This is a genomic window from Marinicella gelatinilytica, from assembly GCF_026410405.1.
In the GTDB taxonomy this organism is placed as follows: Bacteria; Pseudomonadota; Gammaproteobacteria; order Xanthomonadales; family Marinicellaceae; genus Marinicella; species Marinicella gelatinilytica.
Window position 1 is genome coordinate 140842 of sequence record NZ_JAPMLN010000003.1, and the last position, 21646, is coordinate 162487.

Below are 21646 nucleotides of genomic sequence, written 5' to 3' on the forward strand. Positions count from 1 at the left end.
TTATGTCAGCCACCATCAATGGATTCGGATTTATTGAATATTCGGCAGATAATGCCACAGCTTTACACCGCTTATTTAGACAAATGGGTTTTAATGCCATTAAAACGCACAAGCAAAAACCCATTACTCTTTACCGACAGGGGCAAACCGATTTCTTTATCAACGAATGTGAAACCGGGTTTGCCGCTGACTTTCGTGCGCAACACGGTCCCAGTGCACCAGGCTTTTCAATTATCTTTGATAATAAAGAAGCCGCTTTAGAGCACAGTTTAAAAGGTGGCTCTGAACAAATTAAAGTGGATAATGGATTGGATTTTCCCGCCATTAAGGGCATTGGTGATGCGGCTTTGTATTTATTGGATAAAGCGTCGCATGAAGCTGTGTTGGCACGTGATTTTGAAGATATACCGGGTGTTGACCAAAACCCCACAGGTTTTGGATTAACCTTTATTGATCATTTAACCCATAATCTGTATTTTGGTAATATGGCAAAATGGAGTGCTTATTACGAAGATTTATTTGATTTCCGAGAAATCCGTTATTTTGATATTAAAGGCGCAAAAACCGGACTGGTATCTAAAGCCATGACCAGCCCCAATGGTTCAGTAAAAATTCCCTTAAATGAGTCCAATGACCCTAAATCACAAATTAATGAATATTTGGATGAGTATAAAGGTGAAGGCATTCAACATATCGCCATGTTTACTGACAATATTTATGAAACCATTGAGTCGATGCGAGCCGCCGGCGTTGAATTTTTAGAAACCCCGGATACCTATTACAGCATCATCGATCGTCGTGTTCCTGAGCACAATGAAGATGTGGCCAGAATGCAGAAAAACCATATTTTAATCGATGCCGATGAGGAAACTAAAAAACAGTTGTTGCTGCAAATTTTCACACAAACCAATATTGGTCCTATTTTCTTTGAAATCATACAGCGTAAAGGCAATGAGGGATTTGGTGAGGGTAACTTCCAGGCCTTATTTGAGTCAATTGAGCTGGAACAACAAAAACGAGGGTATTTAGATGAGTAGTCAATGGTTTAAATTATTTAAAAAAGAGGGTAGAGTGGCCCGACAAGCCCATTACGATTTGCCCAAAGACAGCTATGAGCGGGAAATGGGCAAAGAAGGTTTTTTTGGCCCGGTGACCCATTTTTATCATCGTCATAAACATACCGGCTGGAGTGACTTTGAAGGTGATAATCGACCTCGGGCTTTTGATACCAATGAATTGGATGAGATTCAAACCAGTCCCTGGCAAGCGCCTGTATTGCTGCGCAATAAAAGTGTACAAATTCGCATGATGCATATCAAAGAATCGATGAATCGGTTGGTGCGCAATGCCGATGGCGATGATTTATTATTTTTTCACAAAGGCACCGCCCATTTATTTTGTGACTTCGGGCATTTGGTGATTAAAGAAGGTGATTATGTGATGATCCCCAAAGGTACCATGTGGCGTCTTGAGATGGATAATCCCTGTGAAATATTAATGATTGAAGCCACCAACAGCCATTTTAAATCACCGGATAAAGGGTTATTAGGCCCGAATGCCATTGTCGATACCGCTGTTTACCGGGTGCCGGAAATCGATGATGCTTTTAAAGCGCAGTACAGTGAAGACAGATGGAAGGTTGTGGTAAAAAGGCTAAATCAATTTAACCGCATTACCTTTCCATTTAATCCTTTAGATGCCATTGGTTGGCAAGGCGACTTGATGCCGATTGCGCTGAACTGGCGCGATATTTCGCCGCTCATGAGTCACCGTTCGCATGTGCCGCCATCAGCTCATACTACATTTGTGGCTGAACGCTTTGTGGTTTGTACCTTTGTGCCACGCTTATTTGAGACCGATCCAAAAGCACTTAAAGTGCCGTTTTATCATAATAATGATGATTATGATGAGGTGCTGTTTTATCACGCCGGAAATTTCTTTTCCCGCGACAACATTCATCCCGGCATGATTACGCTGCATCCTGCCGGATTTACCCATGGACCACATCCCAAAGCCATGAAAAAAGCTTTTGAGCAGTCAGATGCCATGACTGAAGAAGTGGCGGTTATGATTGATACCCGCGATCCGCTGGAGGTCAGACCTGATGCCACGGAAGTGGAGTGGTCCGGTTACATCAATTCCTGGAGTGAACAATGAAGTTAGCAAGTATAAACAACCAAAGCCGTGACGGACAGTTGGTGGTGGTTAATCGACAAGGTACGCAAGCGGTCAAAGTCCCGCAAGTAGCTGAAACACTACAACAAGCCCTCGATAACTGGGAACAAGTCGCACCCCAGCTGAATACCATCTATCAGCATTTAAATGAGGGCGGTGTTAATGATACCTTTGATTTGGATATGAACCAAATTATGGCACCCTTACCGCGTGGACTGCAGTTTTTAGATGGCAGTGCCTACTTAGCTCATGTTGAACGGGTGCGCCAAGCTCGAGGCGCTGACATGCCGCCGAGTTTTAAAGAAGATCCGCTGATGTACCAGGCGGTCAGTGATGGCTTTTTAGCGGCCAATCAAGACATCGAAGTGGTCAGCGAAGATTATGGTATTGATTTTGAAGCCGAAGCCGCTGTCATTACCTCTGATGTGCCGATGCATGTATCGCCAGAAGATGCCGGGCAATATATTCAGTTGATTTGTATCTTGAATGATGTTTCTTTGCGAAAATTAATTCCGGCTGAATTAGGTAAGGGCTTTGGTTTTGTGCAATCTAAACCGCGCACTGCCTTAAGTCCGTTCTTTGTTACACCAGACGAACTGGGATCGGCCTGGAAAGATTATAAAATCCATCTACCGATGCGTACCTGGTATAACGGTGAATGGTTTGGTGAACCCAATTGTGGTATTGATATGCAGTTTAATTTCGCTGAACTCATTGCCCATGCGGCTAAAACCCGTCCTTTGGCAGCCGGTTGTATCATTGGCTCCGGTACCATAGCAAATCATGACATGGCTAAAGGTTCCACCTGTCTGGCTGAAAAACGGGTGCTGGAAGTGATTGAACACGGCGAAGCCAAAACCCCTTTTATGCGCTTTGGTGACACCGTTAAAATTCAAATCACCAACGACAATGGTGAAGATGTTTTCGGTACCATCGAACAAAAGGTGGTGAAATACGGACAGTAACCTTTTGTTGCTTGCCAGACGTCAAAAACCCGTCGCATAGACGGGTTTTTTTGTGGTGTCGACTTAAACATTACTATATGATGATTCGGTTTTTTACAAAAAATATAAGAGAGGAGTCCCCAGTGAGTTTATCTATCCGCGGTATCGTGACATCAAGTTTGTTTTTGGGTTTAATTTCCATTGCGCACAGTCAACAGACTGTTATGCAGGAATCTATTGAAACAGCCCGTCAGTATTTATTACAACATCAGCATACATTACAGTTATCTAAAACTGATATTTTGGATGCGCGAATTCAAGATGCTTATACCACCAAGCACAATGGTGTTAAGCATTTAGTGTGGCGTCAATACATTAACGGTATTGAGGTTTATGGCGGTGATTTGCAGATTAATTTGAGTAAAGATGATCAGATTATTAACAAACACAATCAATTTACACCTTATGCAGAAACCAAAATTAATACCAGCGATTATCGTATAGTAGCCGATCAGGCGGTGCTTTCAGCAGCATCTCATCTAAACATCGATACCTATTTTCCGCCGGTGGCCATCAATATAAGTCGGACACATAATCAAGCGGTTATATTCCGCGGTGATGAGATTTCCGGGGTCGATATTCCGGTTAAACTGGTGTATCAAAAAATGCCGGACGGTTCTTTGAATTTGGCTTGGGATTTGTCGATTCAGACACCTGATAATTGGTGGAGTTTACGGATTGATGCTCTAAGTAATGAAGTGATTAATCAAATTAGCTGGCAAGCCCACGCCTCCTACGAGGTGTTACCCTTGCCGTATGAAAGCCCAACAGCTGTGGGTGCGGCTTTCAGTGTCGTGACCGATCCTGCGGATTCTGTGGCTTCGCCATATGGCTGGCATGATGCCGATGGTCTCAGTGGTGCGGAATACAATGATACACGTGGAAATAATGTCTTTGCGCAAGAAGACCTAAATGACACTAATTCAGGTGGCTTTCGGCCAGATGGCGGTGCGGGTTTAGACTTTCTTTATACCTGGAATGGCCAATTAGAGCCCACGGATGGTGAGAATATGGAAGCAGCGATTGTGAATTTGTTCTATTGGAACAACATTATTCATGATGTGATGTATCAGTATGGTTTTGATGAATCCGCCGGTAATTTTCAGGAAAATAATTATGGCAATGGTGGTGCTGGCAGTGATGCTGTTAATGCCGATGCTTTGGATGGTTCGGGTACTAATAATGCCAATTTTGGTACACCACCTGATGGTGGAAACCCGCGTATGCAAATGTTTATATTTACTGCTCGTGCCGGATTAACGGTTAACTCACCTGCCGGAATAGCCGGCTTTTATACAGCGGCGCCGGCCGGATTTGGTGCCACGTTAAACAGCGCAGGTATAACAGGTGATATTGAATTGGTTGATGATGGAAGCGCCAATGGCAGTGAAGCTTGTAATGCGCTTGTGGCTTTTCAGTCAGGCAATATTGCGTTAATAGATCGTGGTGGTTGTGAATTTGGTACGAAAGCCTTAAATGCTGAAAATGCCGGTGCCAGTGCCGTTATTATTGTCAATAACCAAGGTGATGATTTAATCTCTATGAGCCCCGGTGATGATGGTAATCTGGTCAATGTTGCAACGGTTATGATTGGTCTAAGCAATGGCGATTTGATTAAAAATGAAGTCACAACAGTCAATGGCACCTTGGGTAAGGATGGTGTTGATCGTGATGGCGACTTTGATAACGGCATTATTATTCATGAGTACGGCCATGGTATTTCAAATCGCTTAACCGGTGGACCAAGTACCAGCAGTTGTTTGTGGAATGATGAGCAAATGGGCGAGGGTTGGAGTGATTTCTTTGCGCTGGTGATGACGGCGCAAGTCGGTGATCAGGCCGATGATGCCAGAGCTATGGGTCACTTTGCCACCCAGCGACCCAATGGCATCAGAACCTATCCTTATTCACGGAGTATGGCCATTAATCCGCATACTTTGGCCAATGTCAGTGATTTCGATTATGGTGGAGGTGATATTTCACCCCATGGTGTGGGTTCTATTTGGACGGCCATGTTATGGGATATGTATTGGAATCTGGTGGATAAATATGGATTTGATGAAGATATTTATCAGGGCAGTGGCGGTAACAATATGGCCCTACAACTGGTGATAGATGGCCTTAAATTACAACCCTGCTCACCGGGATTTGAGACCGGTCGGGATGCCATTTTAGCTGCAGATACCGCCAATAACCGTGGCGCGAATCATTGTGAAATCTGGTCCGCTTTTGCCAAACGTGGCTTGGGCGAAGGTGCTTCGTCTGGAAGCAGCAGCAACCTCGGGGATGAGACAGAATCTTTTGCAATACCTGAGGGTGTGTGCGTAACTGAGCCAAGTGATATAATTTTTAAAGATGGCTTCGAAGGGATGAATTAATCAAGTCTGCTGATTTAGGTATTAACCAAAAAACCCGCCATTGTGCGGGTTTTTTTTCATCCAAAATTATGTGATTTTAAAAATCAACATACACAAAAAAATGAATTAATTAATGACCCTCTATTGCAATTGAGAACGGTTATCATTATGATTCGCATCATTCTTTATAAGCGAGTTGTCTATGATATCCGAAGCAAAGTTACGCCCGGTAAGCTGTTTATTATGTTGTGGTTTGGCCTCACTGGCTTGTGCCAAAGCAGACACCGACGATGATGTGATTCCTTTAGCACAAATGGTGGTTTCTGCCACCGGTAATGCGCACAGTACCTTAACCGCGCCGGCGGCTTTGACGGTGATTGATCGTGCCATGATTGAAGCCTCTCCGGAGCCAACCTTAACTTCTTTACTCAGCCAGGTGCCCGGTGTGAGTTTAGTGGGACGCGGTGTCGGTGGCCGGAAAGTGATTAGTTTGCGTGGTATGGAATCTCAACATGCGTTGATATTAATCGATGGTCGGCGTATTTCTGCCACCGACGATGTCATCGGGCATTCGGACTTACAATATAACTGGTTGTCTCTGGATGCGGTTGAGCGGATTGAAGTGATTCGTGGCCCAATGTCGGCTTTATATGGATCCGAAGCTTTGGGTGGGGTGATTAATATCATCACCCTTAAAGGCCGTGGCTCATTTTCAGGAACCATTAGTGCCGAAGGTAACTTAGATACCGAAGACAACGGTGGTGGTAACCATAACTTGAGTACCAGTCTGCATGTACCTCTTGGCGAAACTTTGGCATTAGATGTTAATGTGGCCTCCGGTAATCGCGATGATGTGTTAAGTCCTGTTGATGCACGTATATCTGATATCGAAGGTAAAAAATACACTACCGGGCAACTGGCTTTATCCTGGCAATTTACGGACAGTCAAAGTTTAACAATCAATAGTATATACACCGATGAGGACACCTGGTATCAAACCAACTATCGGGGCCAGGCACCTTTTTACCGCAGTATGTACGACATTAACCGTCAGCAGCATTCACTGGAGTGGCAAGGGGATTTTGATGTGTGGTCCGGTCGTCTGGCTTACTACCGAGCGGACATTGATGTGGTCAACAGTAATGATCATGAGGCGGTTGATGCCTATACGCCACAATTTTTAACCGATGATATTGTGGAAACCGGGTTTTACCGCGATTTTGGACTTAATCGCCTGACCTTAGGGGCTGAGTGGCGCAAAGAGCAGTTACAGCACAGTGCTTTTATTAACAATGGTGATGATGTCATTCATAAAGCTGTGTTGGCGCAATATGAATGGCAAATTGTCGATGATGTGGCGCTGACCTTGGGTAACCGTTGGGATCATAATGGTTATTTTGGTAGTGAAATGAGTCCTCGGGCTTATCTGGTGTGGCAGCCGGCCACCGCCTGGGCGGTTAAGTTCGGTTATGGCCATGGTTTTAAAGCGCCCACTTTAAAACAGATATCACCTGAATACCGCTTTGATGGTCCCCATAGTTTTGTCGGCAATCCCGAGTTAAAACCTGAATCCAGTGACAATGTGGAACTGGGCATTCGTTATGAAAGCGATGGCAATACCGCCATCAGTGCCACTGTGTTCAATAACAAGGTGACGGATTTAATTGCCACCGAATGTGTGGAAAATTGTTCCGTGCCCTTTGGCCGTGTCAATGAATATGTCAATGTCAATGAAGCCCGTATTAAAGGTGTTGAGTTTGAGTTGAATACAAATTTGGGTGAACGTAATACCTTTAACAGCAGCTACACCTACACCGATGGTCACGATGAGGACAATAACCAGACATTACCGAATCGGCCCCGACACCAAGCCACCATCGGTATTAATCGACATTGGTTCGATGAGCGCTTATCGGCTGGTATGCAATGGCAATACATTAGTGAACAATGGATAAACGAGCCGAATCAGCAAATCAAACTGCCCAACTATCAATTGGTGAATGCCCAGATTCAGTATCGCATGAATCAGCACAGTTTCTCTTTAAAATTGAATAACCTGACAAATACAGTGCTGAGTGAAGAAAGTGATGACTTTGGCTATGCCCTTTATGGTCGCAATATTCGCCTTGGTTGGCGAATGCATTTTTAAGGAGGCGTTATGATGAGATTATTATTTATTTTAATATGCATGAGCACAGCCGTTCAGGCACAAACCATTCAGGTGGTTACTGACTCGATGATGTTATCGGGTAAAAAGACGCTACTTAAAGAATCGGCAGAAGCGCAAGGACTTACATTAACGATTATTGAGAAACAAGAACTGTCACTGGATGAGTTGCATAAAGCCATGAGCCACGGTGATTTTGTTTTGGTGGATTTAGCCCGATCCTTTGATATGACGGCGATGGTTAAACACATCGAACCCGCCGGTCAGGATTTTAGCAATAATCATTTCTGGTATGCTTCTGATGCTTATCACCACACAAACCTCAGCGCCCAACAAGCTGATTTACTGCTCAGTTATTACCGTCATGGCGGACGACGCAACATGGTGCAATTTATGCAGGCGGTGAAACAAATTGTACAAGACCAAGCCATCAGTGGTTTAGCCGAACCTTTGGTTTTACCGGAAGCCGGTGCTTACTATGCTGACTATCCGAATCAATTTACTGCGGATGCATCTGCCATGCTCAAGTTCCTCAAGCCCGAATCTCAGCAAGCGGTCATTGCCATCGGTTTTCACCCCCGCTACATTGAATCCACCGCCACCGAACACATCGATGCCTTGGTTAAAGCCATTGAAGAAAAAGGTGCGGTGGCTTTACCTTTGTTTTATGCCTTGGGTGATGAGGTGGATTTAGTGCATTTGCTGCCGAAAGAAGTGGATGTTCTGATTCATATGCAGCCGGTTTATCACAACGGCTTAGAAGATCAGTTGAATGAGCTCGGTATTCCGGTGATGCAAGGCATTGGTTGGTGGGGCGACAGTATTGACAGCTGGCGCGAAGATCCGGTGGGTCTGTCCTTAAGTTCAACGCCTTTGTATTTGGCGTTACCGGAACAAAACGGCTTAATCGATCCGTTGGTGATGTGGGCTGAAAATGACGGTGTTATTGAATTAATTCCTGAGCAGATTAATGCCGCGATTAATAAAGCGGTGGCATTGGCTAAACTCAGGACACAGTCCAAAGCCACACAAAAAGTGGCGGTGATGGTCTACAACTATCCACCTGGACAGCATAATTTTTCCGCCTCTTACATGAACGTGCCGCGTAGTTTAGCGAACCTCAGCAAACAATGGCAACAAGCCGGTTATCAAACACAAGCGCAATCTGAGCAAGCCTTTATTGATGATTTTGCCGATGTGATTGGGGCCGGTTTTGATCGACGTCTCAGAGAAGAGATGCTGGCTGATAAAAAAGCACAGTGGTTACCGCTGTCTCAGTATAAACAATGGTATCAACAATTACCGGCAACAACCCGCAAACGCATTGAAGATTATTGGGGGCAACCCGAGGCGTTTTCCTTACTCAGCCAACAACAAGGTGAATCGGGTTTTATCATTCCGATGATAACAGCGGGCAATATGGTGTATTTACCACAACCATCGCGTGGAACCGGTGACATTGATACAGAGAAAAAACTCTACCATGACACCCGGGTGCCGGTCAGCCATGCTTATTTAGCCAGTTATTTATGGTTGCGGGATGAATTTAAAGCCGATGCCTTGATTCATTTTGGTACCCACGGTACCCAGGAATGGATGGCGGGTAAAGAGCGCGGTTTAAGTGCGGTGGCCGACGATCCCTATGTGGCCATTGGCGATATTCCCATTATTTACCCGTATATTATGGATGATGTGGGCGAAGCGGTGCAAGCCAAACGGCGCGGTCGGGCGGTGATGGTGAGTCATCAAACACCGGCATTCCGGGCCTCCGGTTTGCACGGTACCCTGGTGGATGTTCATGATCTGATACATCAATGGGAAAACTTGGAACCCGGTGAAGTCAAAGCCAATACGCTCAACAGTTTAATGCAAATGGCCAAAGATGAATCACTGGCGGAAAGTTTATCCTGGAGTGAAGACGATGCCCGGGAACAGCCTGAAGATTTTATTCTGGCTTTACATGATTATTTGCATGAATTGGCAGCGCAATCGCAGCCGATTGGCTTACACACGTTTGCCAGTGACAGCCCGCAACCGCAAAAAATAAGTACAGTGATGCAAATGCTGGGACAGGCATTCATTGACAGCTTTGATTTGCCGGATGCCGATGAATTGTTGGTGCAAGATTATCAAAAACTTGAACAAACCGAGCCTTATCAGTGGCTGGTGGATGTGATTGTTAACAATAAACCCGTTAAAAACGAACAGCAACATTTCGCCGATCAAGCCACACAGATGTATGAAAACTTACGCACGGATGGCGAATTAACCGGTTTAACCGCTGCCTTATCGGGGCAGCATGTGCCGCCACAGATTGGCGGTGATCCAATCCGGGTGCCTGATGCTTTACCCACCGGCGGAAATTTAGTGGGTTTTGATCCGTCTAAAATCCCCAATAAAGAAGCCTGGTTAGCCGGTAAGAAGGCCGCCGCTGATTTGATTGCTAACTACCATGATAATCACGGCGAATACCCGAATAAACTGGCGTTTTCACTGTGGGCGGTGGAAGCCATGCGCCATGGCGGGGTGTTAGAAAGTCAGGCTTTTTATGCCATGGGTGTGGAGCCGATTTGGGGCCGAGGCGGTCGTGTCAGCGGTTATCGGGTGATACCGGCGGATGAGTTAAAGCGTCCGCGGGTGGATGTGGTGCTGTCGGTGACCGGTTTATACCGTGATCAATTTCCCAATGTCATGGAAAAACTGGCGAAAGCTGCCGCTGAAGTGGCGCAATTAGAAGAAGCTGATAATCAGTTGTATAAAAACACCCAAACACTGTTGGCGGATTTGTTAAAACAAGGGGTGTCACAAAAAGAGGCCGAAGTGGGCGCGCAAACCCGAATTTTTGGCAGTCCCACCGGCGTCTATGGCACCGGTTTGGATGATGCCACCCTGGCCAGCGACACCTGGGAAGGTGATGAAAAATTAGCCAAGCTGTATTTAAAACGCATGAGCCACGCCTTTGGACCGGATCCTGAACAATGGAGCCAGGGCGCCGATGCTTCCGATTTATATGCGCAACAACTCAAGACCGTGGATGCAGCCTTATTGGCACGCAGCTCGAATTTATACGGCATGCTGACCACCGATGATCCGTTTCAATATCTGGGCGGACTTGATTTGGCGGTGCGGCATCTCAGCGGCAAGAGTCCGGAGTTATATATTTCTAACCAAAGAAAGCCCGGTGAGGTGCAATTCCAAACCGCTGATGAATTTTTATCGCTGGAAATGAACAGTCGGGCGTTTCATCCCGGTTGGATTAAATCGCTCAAAGAAGAGGGTTATGCCGGTGCCTTGCACCTTCAAGACATGACCAATAACCTCTGGGGCTGGCAATCAGTATCGCCCGATGTGGTGAAAGATGTCCAATGGCAAAATATGCATGATATTTATGTCCAGGATAAACTTGAATTGGAACTTAATGAATGGTTTGAAAAAAATGCCCCTGAGGCGCAAGTGCGCATGATGGAGCGCATGATTGAAGCGGTGCGTAAAGATTTTTGGGAGGCTTCTGAGGAAACCAAAAAACAACTGCTCGAAGCCTATATTGACAAGGTCAATAAACATCAATTAACACCGGCATCCAAAACCCTCAGTGAGTTTGTGGATCAACAGGCCGTGGGTTTTGGCTTGCAACCCTTAGCAGCCGGCCAGGCGCAAACTAAGGCACAACCGCAAAACAGCGGTCAATCCCAGCAAGTACAGGGCCAAAAACTGGTGAAACAAAGTACCTCGAAAGCCGCTGTGGATAACCATTATTGGTGGCTTTTGCTGCTGTCTGCACCCTTTTTTATCGGTATCCTTAAACAACATAACAGGACAACATTATGAACATTGAAGCGATTTTATACACTTTATCGAGCTGGTTTTTAATTCCGGTTTTGGCAGCCATTGTGATGGCCTTTTTATATGCACTGTACCACCTCGGTCAATTCCTTACCGAAGTCTGGCAGCGGCGTTTTGGGAAAAACTATTGTTGCCACTTGGCCAAACTCAGCGAGCAAAAGAAACTGGACTCAGAAGAGCTTGAGTTATTGATTTTGCAAGAATTGGAAGGTTTGAAAGTCACTGCTCGGGTAGCGCCTTTATTGGGTTTGGTGGCCACCATGATTCCCATGGGACCGGCGCTGGCCGGTGTCTCAGCCGGTGAAATGTCGGTGGTGGGCGAGCAGGTCGGTATGGCTTTTGCGGCGGTGATTGTGGCGCTGATGGCGGCTTCCGTGGCTTTTGTTATTCTGACCGTCAAACGGCGCTGGCGCTTAAGCAGTCTGCTTAACATTGAGAAACAGCAACAACAAGTAAATAGCGAACATGCGGTTTATTTACAGAGGAAATCCGCATGAGTCGCCGAATTTTAGATGCCGATGATGACGATCCGATCCTCAGCATGGTGAATATTATTGATATATTTTTGGTTATTATCGTGATTTTATTCATTATTATTATGAATAATCCGGTGAATCCCTTAAACAGCGATGATGTCACCATTGTGAAAAACGCCGGTCAAGAGAATATGGAAATTATCATCAAAAAAGGCAAAAAAATGGAGCGCTATAAATCCAGCCAACAAATGGGCGAGGGCAGCGGTATCAAAGCAGGTATCACCTACCGCATGGATGATGGTAACTTAATCTATGTGCCGGAAGATGAGAGCAAAGCCGCCAATAACACTAACTGACCGGCATAATACAGCGGTAAGCCAATTAATCGGTTGTTAAAACCCGGTGACACAAAGCGTTGTCGGGCGACAAACACATCGGACAGCGCAAACAGCACCGCACCGGCGACAATCAGCTGATGCGCATGATGCCGGGTCAGCATGGCGGCTATCAGCATCAGGCCAATGGCGGTTAAATAAGCCGGCACTGCGACTTTCATTGTGCCCGTCAGGTGTCGGTATAACCAAACATAACAGCCAATCATGGCGGCAATGACCACCACTGATGTGGTGATGGCTTCAGGGTATCGTAATCCGGCCCAAGCAAAAGCCCCGGCATAGAACAGATGTGCCAGTAGGAAGGCAGCTAAACCGAGCAGGAAAAACCGTTTATTCGTTGTTTTAATGAGTAAAACATCACCCAGCAAGGAAAAGCCGAAAGCAGCCACCATTAAAACCGACCAGGTTTGTTGCTGATGACTGATTAAATAGATGCAAGCGGGCACAAAAAAGCTGATACTGGCGAGTGTTTTAAACAGACCGGCCCACCAAGCGCGTTGTTTAGATTGTGACCAAAGTGTCAGGCCGCAAGCCAATGCACAGAGCGTGGCCCAGAAATAAATCATGTGACCGCATTCATGGTATGAAGTCCCTGAAACAGTTGGGCAATAAGCGGTCTGGCGTGGGTTTTTAAATCAATAATGTCACCGTTTAAGTACTCGGTGAGTAAACCTTTAATAAAACAATGCAGGGTCAAGGTTAAAATTTCTGCATCTGCCTCTTCGCTGAGGTCGCCTTTTTTCTGTGCGCGTTTAAAATAGGCCTCAAATAAAGCCAGACTTTCTCGCTTACTGGCTTTATGGGGTTCTTTAAAAGGTGCCAATACACCGGAATAATCACAATTAATAAACAGACGTGTTGTGTTTTGTTTACCCGGTTGATCGGCGAATTGGCGCAACAAATGAATAATGAGTTCTTGAAGTTGCACGATGGGGTGCGCTGAATCGGTTTCTAAATCTGCCAGAATAGACTCAATAAACGGCTCATGCAAGGCGGCATGGAGGGCATCAAAAATTTCGGCTTTATTTTTAAAATGCCAATAAACAGCGCCGCGGGTAACTCCGGCTGATTGGGCAATGTCATCCAGGGTACTGTTGAAAAATCCTTTCTCTGAAAAGATTTTTACAGCCGCTTGTAAAATATCATCACGGGTTTTTTGGGCATCTTCTTTGGTTTTACGCATATTGGCATTCTACCAGTAACATTTAACTTTGACAACATACATTCATGAATGTATAATGCCGATTAAATAAAAAGTATGTGATTTAGACCGTATTTTCATGTTGTTTTGTTTATCGTATAGTCCTTCTAAACACCATAAAATCGCTGGTTTTTGCTTGTATTGAGTTAAATGTGACTATATGTTGAATAATAAATCGTTAATAGCATCATAATTAAGGCGATTGCACAGATCTTTCACGTCATTCTAAAAATAATTAGAGAAAAATAAATGAAAAAAAGTACACTTATTACCGGACTGATTTTTGTTGCCGCTGTGGCGGTTTTGGCTTGGTTATTCTGGCCGGGTTCAGGTGAAGAAGCTCAACAGGGTATGGCCGGTCCCGGAGGTTATGGTGCGCAAGGACCTGTCGCTGTTGAAACCCTGAAAGTTAAAAAAGAAGCCATAGAAATGACCATGGAATTGCCGGCTCGGGTGGTGGCCTATCGTCAGTCTGATGTGCGACCGCAAGTGTCTGGAATTATTGAAGAGCGTCTCTTTGAACAGGGCAGTTTGGTAGAAAAAGGACAACAGTTGTACCAATTGGATGACGCCCGATACATGGCTAATTTAAAAAGTGCTGAAGCGGATTTACAAAATGCCAAAGCGCAACTCAAAACAGTGGAGGCACGGTCTAAACGAATCCGCTCATTAGAAGCACAGAAAGCCGTCAGTGAACAAGATTTAGATGATGTTTTGGCACAGTTAGATCAGGCCAAAGCCGCTATAGCCATGGCACAAGCCAATGTGGATTTGCAAAAAATCAATATGGAGTATACAAAAATTAAAGCGCCTATCAGTGGCCGTATCGGACAGTCATTTTTAACTGAAGGCGCATTAGTCAGCTCCGGCCAAGCCCAGCCATTGGCGCAAATTACACAATTGGATCCGGTTTATGTAGATATGCAGATATCAGCAGAACGTGCCCAAATGCTCATAAGAAAACTTAATGAATACCAAGCGGAAGCAATATCCGAAGCTGAAGACACGCCAACAGCAAAAAAGGAAGTAACTGTAGTGGTTAACCAGGCCGGTCAAGAGCCATTAACAGGTACATTGGCATTTTCAAACGTGGTGGTTGACGAGAGTACCGGTGCCATTACATTGCGCGCCATTATTGATAATGAGCGGTTCCAGTTGCTGCCCGGTATGTTTGTGACAGCAAGTTTACAGCCAGGAAAAGTTGAACAGCTATTGGTGCCCCAACGAGCAGCAACTCGAAATCCGCAAGGTGGTTTGGATTTATGGGTTGTTAATGAAGATAACACCGCCAAAAAAACAACGGTTCAAAGTATTCAGTCACATGGTGACCAATGGATTATTGGTGATGGATTGGAGTCCGGTCAAACCATTGTCGTCACAGGTTATCAGAAATTACAACCCGGCAGTCAAGTCAGTGCCACGCCATGGCAGCCACAAGCAAAAGGCAACCAAACATCACCACAACAACAGCCAGCTCAGGCAGGTAGAGAGTAATTATGGCTCGTTATTTTATTGAACGTCCGGTTTTTGCCTGGGTAATTGCCATCATTATTATGTTGGCCGGTGCCCTAACCATCACCAATTTGCCGGTGGAACAATACCCAACTGTGGCACCGCCAACTGTGGCCATTAACGCCAGTTATCCGGGTGCATCGGCTAAAACCGTTGAGAACGCGGTAACACAGGTGATTGAGCAACAACTCACCGGTATTGATAACCTGCGTTATTTTAATGCCTCCAGTCAAGATGGTTCAGCCTCTATTACACTAACCTTTGAACCAGGCACTGATGCCGATATTGCCCAGGTGCAAACGCAAAATAAGGTACAAGGTGCGATTACCCGTTTACCACAAGAAGTACAAACCCAAGGGGTAACTGTTACTAAATCCAACGATTCATTTTTGTTGGTTGTGGGCTTCTATTCCGAAGATGGTAGTGTTACCCAAGGGCAATTGGGTGATATTCTGGTGTCTAATTTCCAGGATCCGATTTCACGGTTACAAGGGGTCGGAAATGTTCAGGTGTTTGGTTCACAATATGCCATGCGAATCTGGTTAGAGCCGGAAAAATTAGTTAATTATGGTATGACACCCTTGGATGTGCAAAACGCCATAAGAACGCAAAACACAGACATTTCAGCCGGACAGTTGGGGGCTCTACCGGCGCTGGAAGGTCAGCAGTTAAATGCCACTGTCAAAGCCCAATCACGACTTCAAACTGTCGAAGATTTTGAGCGCATAATCCTCCGTGTAAACACTGATGGATCACAAGTTCGACTTCGGGATGTCGCCAAAGTAGAAATGGGTTCTGAATTTTATGGCACCATCTCAAGATTTAAAGGCAATCCCGCATCGGGTATGGCTGTGTCATTATCGACCGGCGCCAATGCACTTGATACGGCAGAATTGGTGAAGGCTAAAGTCAACGAATTAACCCCTTATTTGCCGGAAGGGGTCAAAGTTGTTTTCCCGTTTGATACCACACCGTTTATTGAAAAATCAATTAGTTCAGTGGTTATGACCATGATTGAAGCGGTTGGTTTGGTGTTCTTAGTGATGCTACTGTTTTTACAGAGTTTCCGTGCCACATTGGTGCCAACCATTGCCATTCCGGTGGTGTTATTGGGTACTTTTGCGATTTTGGGTGTGTTTGGTTATTCCATAAACGTACTGACTATGTTTGCCATGGTGCTGGCCATTGGTCTATTGGTGGACGACGCCATTGTGGTTGTTGAAAACGTTGAACGGGTGATGGAAGAAGATGGTTTAGATCCCAAAGAAGCCACTAAAAAATCCATGAAACAGATTTCAGGTGCTTTAATTGGTATCGGTGTGGTGTTGTCGGCGGTATTTGTGCCGATGGCTTTTTTCCCGGGTTCCAGTGGTGCCATTTATCGCCAGTTTTCCATCACCATTGTTTCCGTGATGGGCTTATCAGTGCTGGTGGCTTTGGTGCTTTCTCCGACAATATGTGCCACCTTCCTAAAACCGAAAAAACCCGATCACGACCGTAAAAAAGGTTTTTTTGGTCCTTTTAACCGAGGTTTTGACTGGTTACGAGGTAAATATCAAAGCGCCACCTCGCATATGGCACGAAGAATTTTACGGTTTGTGGGTATATATGCACTGATTATTGGTGTCATGGTATTTTTCTTTGCGTCATTACCCAAATCATTTTTACCTGATGAAGACCAGGGGACGATGTTTGTCATTGTTAATACACCTGTGGGCGCAACCGCAGAACGAACCCGTGAATCGATGGCTCAAATTGAACACTATTTATTAACCGAACAGGCCGATACTGTTGAAGGCTTTTTTACGGTGGTTGGTTTTAGCTTTTCGGGATCGGCACAAAACGCCGGCATGGGCTTTATTCGACTCAAAGACTGGGAAGATCGACCTGGTGACGAGCAAAGTGTTTTCCAGGTGGCCGGTGAAGCCATGGGAGCGTTTTCTCAGCTAAAAGATGCCAGTGCTTTTGCCTTCTTTCCACCTCCAATACAATCTTTAGGTAACGCTTCGGGATTTGATTTCCAATTAGTAGATCGCGGCGGTGCCGGACATGAGGCCTTGATGCAGGCTCGTAATCAAGTATTGGGTGCAGCGGCGCAAAATCCAAAATTAGTGGCTGTCAGACCGAATGGTTTAAGTGATGTGCCACAGTTAAAAATTAATATCGACAATGAGAAAGCGGCCACCATGGGCCTCGACCTGAGTGCCATTAACCGCACCCTGCAAATCGCTTGGGGTTCCAGTTACGTTAATGATTTCTTAGATCGCGGAAAAGTTAAAAAAGTCTACATGCAGGGTGAGGCATCCAGTCGCATGGTTCCGGAAGATTTGTCGAAATGGTATGTGGCTAATAACCAAGGCCAAATGATACCTTTTGATCGTTTTTCAACCATGGAATGGGAATATGGATCGCCCAAATTAGAGCGTTTTAATGCGGTGCCGTCTATGAACATTCAAGGTCAACCGGCACCGGGTATCAGTTCTGGTGTGGCCATGGATGAAATAGAACAAATTGTGAATAATTTGCCCGGACAGTTTGGTATTGAGTGGTCTGGCTTATCCTACGAAGAACAAGAAAGTGGGGATCAAACAGCGGCACTATATGCCATCTCCGTCCTCATTGTGTTTTTATCCTTAGCGGCATTGTATGAAAGTTGGGCAGTTCCTTTGGTGGTGATTCTGGCTGTGCCTTTAGGTGTACTTGGTACTGTATTGGCGGCTAAATTATTTGGTATCCCCAATGATGTGTATTTCCAGGTGGCCTTATTGACAACGGTTGGTTTGGCTTCTAAGAACGCCATTTTGATTGTTGAATTTGCTCAGGATCTGAAGCATGAGGGCATGGGTATTATGGAAGCCGTGGCAGAATCAGCGCGTCAAAGGTTTCGACCCATTATCATGACGTCAATGGCCTTTATCTTAGGTGTTTCGCCATTGGCATTGAGTAGTGGTGCCGGTGCGGTTAGTCAAAACGCCATTGGTATCGCTGTTATTGGGGGTATGTTGGCTTCCACCATGGTGGCTATTTTGTTTATTCCCATGTTTTTTGTCGCGGTAGAAAAAGTATTTTATCGTGAAAAAATTACCCCACAAAAAATTGGTCAAGAGAAAGCCATTGATACCAAGTAAGTCATAAGTTTAGCGCATGATTGATATCATGTAGCGACACTTACCCACAGAAAGCGGTCATTATTTGGCCGCTTTTTTTTGCCCTTGTTCCCGCAAATATCAAAAGTATCCGACAGTTAGTCAGAATTAAAAACAATTTAAAAAGATTAACCACAAAGTCCACGGAGAAGACACAGAGTGCACAAAGAAATGCGTAAAATGAAGACTTAGTGTTCTTTGTGAAAACCTTTGTGGTCTTTGTGGTTAAACAAAAGACGTTAGCTGTCGATTTTATTCTGTTGCTGAGACTTGGCCGTTTGTAGGGCTGCCTTTTTCTCAGCCTGACGCTGCTTTAAGATTTGTTGTGCTTCTAAACCAATGTGCGCAGCGCCACGTTGTTTAGCCAATTGCATTTGTTTTTCGCGCATGGCGAATTGGCGGCGTTGCTCGCTGGTGGTTTTATCATGACAGTGGGGACAGCTGACGCCTTGTTCAAAATGGGGTGATTGCTTATCCGCTTCGGTGATTGGGTAACGACAGGCATAACATTGATCATATTGGCCTTTCTCCAGGTCATGATTAACTGCCACACGATTATCAAAAACAAAACATTCACCTTGCCACTTGGTTTCGTCCTTAGGTACATCCTCTAAGTATTTTAAAATACCGCCTTTGAGGTGATAGACCTCATCAAACCCTTGTTCCTTTAAATAGGCGGTGGATTTCTCGCAGCGAATACCGCCAGTACAGAACATCGCGACTTTTTTATGTTTACTCGGATCCAGATTATTTTTCACGTATGCTGGGAACTCTCGAAAGGTTTCGGTTTTGGGGTTAATCGCCCGTTCAAAACTACCAATGTTAAATTCGTAATCATTGCGGGTATCAATCAGAATCACATCAGGATCTGATATTAATGCATTCCAATCTTTTGGCTCAACATAGGTACCAACGGTGCGCTTAGGATCGATGTCCGGTAAGCCCATGGTGACGATTTCTTTTTTTAGTTTGACTTTGCTGCGATAAAAAGGGGCTTTATCGGTAAAGGATTCTTTCGTGTCTAATTTTGCCAGACGTGTGTCTTTCCGTAAGTGCGTAAGCACCGCATCAATACCGTCTCGGTAACCGGCAATGGTGCCGTTAATACCTTCTTTGGCGAGTAACAGCGTTCCCCGTACTTGATGCTTCAGCATCTTATCTAACAGTGGGTCGCGTAGTTTTTTATAATCTTCTAAACGCACAAAATGATACAGTGCGCACACCACGATGGATTGTGTCATGTTTCTAAACTCCAGCTGGCCTGAACGTAAATCAGGTGCAAATTTTCAAAAAAGCAATTATAGTAACAATTTATCCATAAAACAAACCACACATAAATAAACGATGGACGTTGTGACTCTTTATGCTGAATTTCTAAAGTATTTCCTGGCGCTGATTGTGGTGGGTGTCAGTTTAAAATACCGATTTGTCGATCCACATAAAAAAGAACCGGTAATTCTGATGGGTAAGCGGTTTGGCCGTCATCAAATCAATGGCTTTGGCACGGTTGCTTTTCTGGGTGTAGTGATTCAAGTGGTTGCTAATACCATTAACGGTTTGCAAGATTTATCGGTTTTTCAAGATCCGGTCATTGGTGCCGGTTTTGGTACGGCTTTTCTAATTCTTGTGACGGCTAAATAATCCAGAATCGCTCGCCATTTAACCCATTGACTCATAATTAATGTAAAACCACTTAAATTTGGGTTTTATGTGACTGCTTTTGCCGTTTAACTTAGTGCTAAAATGGCGGTTCCAAATTTGTTAACAGCCTTTAAATATTTACAATGACGGCCGCAATTAATTTAAAACCAAAGCACCTTCGACAGAATTGTCCAAATTGTCATGTTAGCAATCATATTGATGTTAATTATTGCCCTCAGTGTGGTCAAAAATCGGGTTTAGGTCTGCACAGTGTTTGGCAAATGGTATTACAGTTTTTTGCCAATACGTTTAATGTTGAGTCGAAATTAACACAATCTGCTTTAGGTTTATTCAAACCTGGATTTTTGACGCAAGAATATTTGGCTCTACATCGGGTTAGCTACCTATCGCCCATCCGAATTTTTGTGGTGCTAATGTTTCTATGGTTTTTGTTATTGTCCTTTGTGGGGGTTGATAGTTTGCTTGCAAATGTCAAAATCTCAAACGGCAGCAGTTCTAATGAGAAAGAACAACAGTTTGACCGTGATTTTTTATTACAAGCCATTTCTGTCGATAATTATATCAATCAACAACTCACAGATTTAAATGTGTTGATAACACAACGTAATCAACCGCAGGAAGTCGTTGATAAAGCCAAGCAATCAATCACAGCACTTAGAGAGATATTGGCGCTCAATTTAGATAAGCCTTTCCCTATAACTTTGTTGGGTGGACGTTATGAGCTCTTAGAGCGAGATATTTATCAACTCGATAGTGATAAAATTTTTGAGAAATATAACATTAATTCACGCATAGACCGACTTATTGTACGCGCCATGTTGCGTTTTACACAGGATCCCTCAGGGTTTAATAAATTCCTGTTCGGCAACATGACCTGGGCTTTCTTTCTCGATGTTTTATTAATGGCGGGACTATTTAAATTGTTTTATCCTAAAACTAAATACACCGTACATTTTGTGTATCATCTGCATCTTAGATCGTTTATATTTCTGTGTATCATGCTCGGCATGGGTTTATATTGGCTGCTGACTAACGGATGGTACATTGCTGTATTTTTAATACTGCTTGTTTTTATATACATCGCAATCAGCTTGCAGCGGGTCTATCCCCGCCATTTTTTAAAAACCACGATTTACTTTATCATCTTTATACCCTTGGCTTTTATAAGTTTTCTTACCAGCACGCTTGTGGTCATGTTTTTTAGTTCGATTCTTTTTTGATTTCAAATTGTGGATTAACATCCCAATATAAAAATTACTTGCGTCAATGGCAATGGTGAATAGATAAATGAGGTAATTTTGAAAAAAATGTGCTATTTTAGTAAAGCCTGAAACAGCCTCACAAGATGCATGTTTGACAGGTAAAAAATAAGAGAAACATTTGCATTAATTGTACGCCATGAAAAAAGCCGTCAATTAATTTAAATGCCTCTAAGAGGAGAAAAAATATGACACTTGAAGGTTTTTTAATTATTTGTTTAATTGGTGGTATTGCCGGTTGGTTGGCCGGGGTACTGGTTAAAGGTTATGGCTTTGGTATTGTGGCTAATATTTTGATTGGTATTGTTGGCGCATTTATTGGCAGTTGGTTATTTACCCAGTTAGGAATTTCTGTGGCCGGTGGTATTTTAGGTAGTATTATCGTGGCCACCATTGGTGCGGTGGTGCTGTTACTGATTATTGGTGTGATTAGGAAAGCGACTCGGTAG

Annotated in this window: 16 protein-coding genes; 13 read left to right on the plus strand and 3 right to left on the minus strand. The window is 44.4% G+C overall.

The window, feature by feature from the left end; translation table 11 throughout:
* The first annotated feature begins 2 nt into the window (after positions 1-2).
* The 8 genes from hppD to OS173_RS03270 all read left to right on the plus strand — a co-directional run bounded on the left by hppD (position 3) and on the right by OS173_RS03270 (position 12378).
* On the plus strand, positions 3-1037 hold the full coding sequence (gene hppD, locus OS173_RS03235) for a 4-hydroxyphenylpyruvate dioxygenase (protein ID WP_267182839.1): 1035 nt from the start codon (positions 3-5) through the stop codon (positions 1035-1037).
* A complete protein-coding gene (locus OS173_RS03240) occupies positions 1030-2157 on the plus strand; it encodes a homogentisate 1,2-dioxygenase (RefSeq protein ID WP_267182840.1) in 1128 nt (375 codons plus the stop codon). Before hppD ends, OS173_RS03240 begins: the two co-directional genes overlap by 8 nt.
* Entirely contained in the window at positions 2154-3140 is a 987-nt protein-coding gene (locus OS173_RS03245; RefSeq protein WP_267182841.1) for a fumarylacetoacetate hydrolase family protein, read from the plus strand. The genes OS173_RS03240 and OS173_RS03245 overlap by 4 nt, the downstream gene beginning before the upstream one ends.
* A gap of 122 nt (positions 3141-3262) precedes the next feature.
* Entirely contained in the window at positions 3263-5557 is a 2295-nt protein-coding gene (locus OS173_RS03250; RefSeq protein WP_267182842.1) for a M36 family metallopeptidase, read from the plus strand.
* Between the two features lie 181 nt (positions 5558-5738).
* On the plus strand, positions 5739-7685 hold the full coding sequence (locus tag OS173_RS03255) for a TonB-dependent receptor plug domain-containing protein (RefSeq protein WP_267182843.1): 1947 nt from the start codon (positions 5739-5741) through the stop codon (positions 7683-7685).
* 9 nt (positions 7686-7694) lie between these two features.
* Complete coding sequence (gene cobN / locus OS173_RS03260; protein WP_267182844.1) at positions 7695-11531, plus strand: cobaltochelatase subunit CobN; 3837 nt, start codon at positions 7695-7697, stop codon at positions 11529-11531.
* Complete coding sequence (locus OS173_RS03265; protein WP_267182845.1) at positions 11528-12043, plus strand: MotA/TolQ/ExbB proton channel family protein; 516 nt, start codon at positions 11528-11530, stop codon at positions 12041-12043. Before cobN ends, OS173_RS03265 begins: the two co-directional genes overlap by 4 nt.
* Complete coding sequence (locus tag OS173_RS03270) at positions 12040-12378, plus strand: DUF2149 domain-containing protein (protein ID WP_267182846.1); 339 nt, start codon at positions 12040-12042, stop codon at positions 12376-12378. Before OS173_RS03265 ends, OS173_RS03270 begins: the two co-directional genes overlap by 4 nt.
* Here the strand turns inward: OS173_RS03270 and OS173_RS03275 are convergent.
* Both OS173_RS03275 and OS173_RS03280 read right to left on the minus strand, forming a co-directional pair.
* Positions 12333-12983 (minus strand): lysoplasmalogenase, encoded by a 651-nt coding sequence (locus tag OS173_RS03275; protein ID WP_267182847.1) that lies wholly within the window; start codon positions 12981-12983, stop codon positions 12333-12335. The two genes, OS173_RS03270 and OS173_RS03275, sit on opposite strands and share 46 nt — an antisense overlap.
* Entirely contained in the window at positions 12980-13600 is a 621-nt protein-coding gene (locus OS173_RS03280) for a TetR family transcriptional regulator (RefSeq protein ID WP_267182848.1), read from the minus strand. Before OS173_RS03280 ends, OS173_RS03275 begins: the two co-directional genes overlap by 4 nt.
* 267 nt (positions 13601-13867) lie before the next feature.
* Here OS173_RS03280 and OS173_RS03285 point away from each other — a divergent pair, with 267 nt between their 5' ends.
* Both OS173_RS03285 and OS173_RS03290 read left to right on the plus strand, forming a co-directional pair.
* The gene (locus OS173_RS03285) at positions 13868-15112 is read left to right on the plus strand and encodes an efflux RND transporter periplasmic adaptor subunit (protein WP_267182849.1); all 1245 of its coding nucleotides are present in this window, start codon (positions 13868-13870) and stop codon (positions 15110-15112) included.
* 2 nt (positions 15113-15114) lie between these two features.
* Complete coding sequence (locus OS173_RS03290; RefSeq protein ID WP_267182850.1) at positions 15115-18258, plus strand: efflux RND transporter permease subunit; 3144 nt, start codon at positions 15115-15117, stop codon at positions 18256-18258.
* A gap of 257 nt (positions 18259-18515) precedes the next feature.
* On the opposite strand, the gene trhO is transcribed toward OS173_RS03290, so the two are convergent.
* Positions 18516-19517 (minus strand): oxygen-dependent tRNA uridine(34) hydroxylase TrhO, encoded by a 1002-nt coding sequence (trhO, locus tag OS173_RS03295; RefSeq protein ID WP_267182851.1) that lies wholly within the window; start codon positions 19515-19517, stop codon positions 18516-18518.
* A 103-nt stretch (positions 19518-19620) separates the two neighbouring features.
* Between trhO and OS173_RS03300 the strand changes: the two genes are divergently transcribed.
* From OS173_RS03300 to OS173_RS03310, 3 genes are all read left to right on the plus strand, one after another.
* On the plus strand, positions 19621-19917 hold the full coding sequence (locus OS173_RS03300) for a hypothetical protein (RefSeq protein ID WP_267182852.1): 297 nt from the start codon (positions 19621-19623) through the stop codon (positions 19915-19917).
* A 143-nt stretch (positions 19918-20060) separates the two neighbouring features.
* Entirely contained in the window at positions 20061-21158 is a 1098-nt protein-coding gene (locus OS173_RS03305; protein WP_267182853.1) for a DUF3667 domain-containing protein, read from the plus strand.
* 227 nt (positions 21159-21385) lie between these two features.
* Positions 21386-21646, plus strand: coding sequence for a GlsB/YeaQ/YmgE family stress response membrane protein (locus tag OS173_RS03310; protein ID WP_267182854.1), 261 nt, complete (start codon positions 21386-21388; stop codon positions 21644-21646).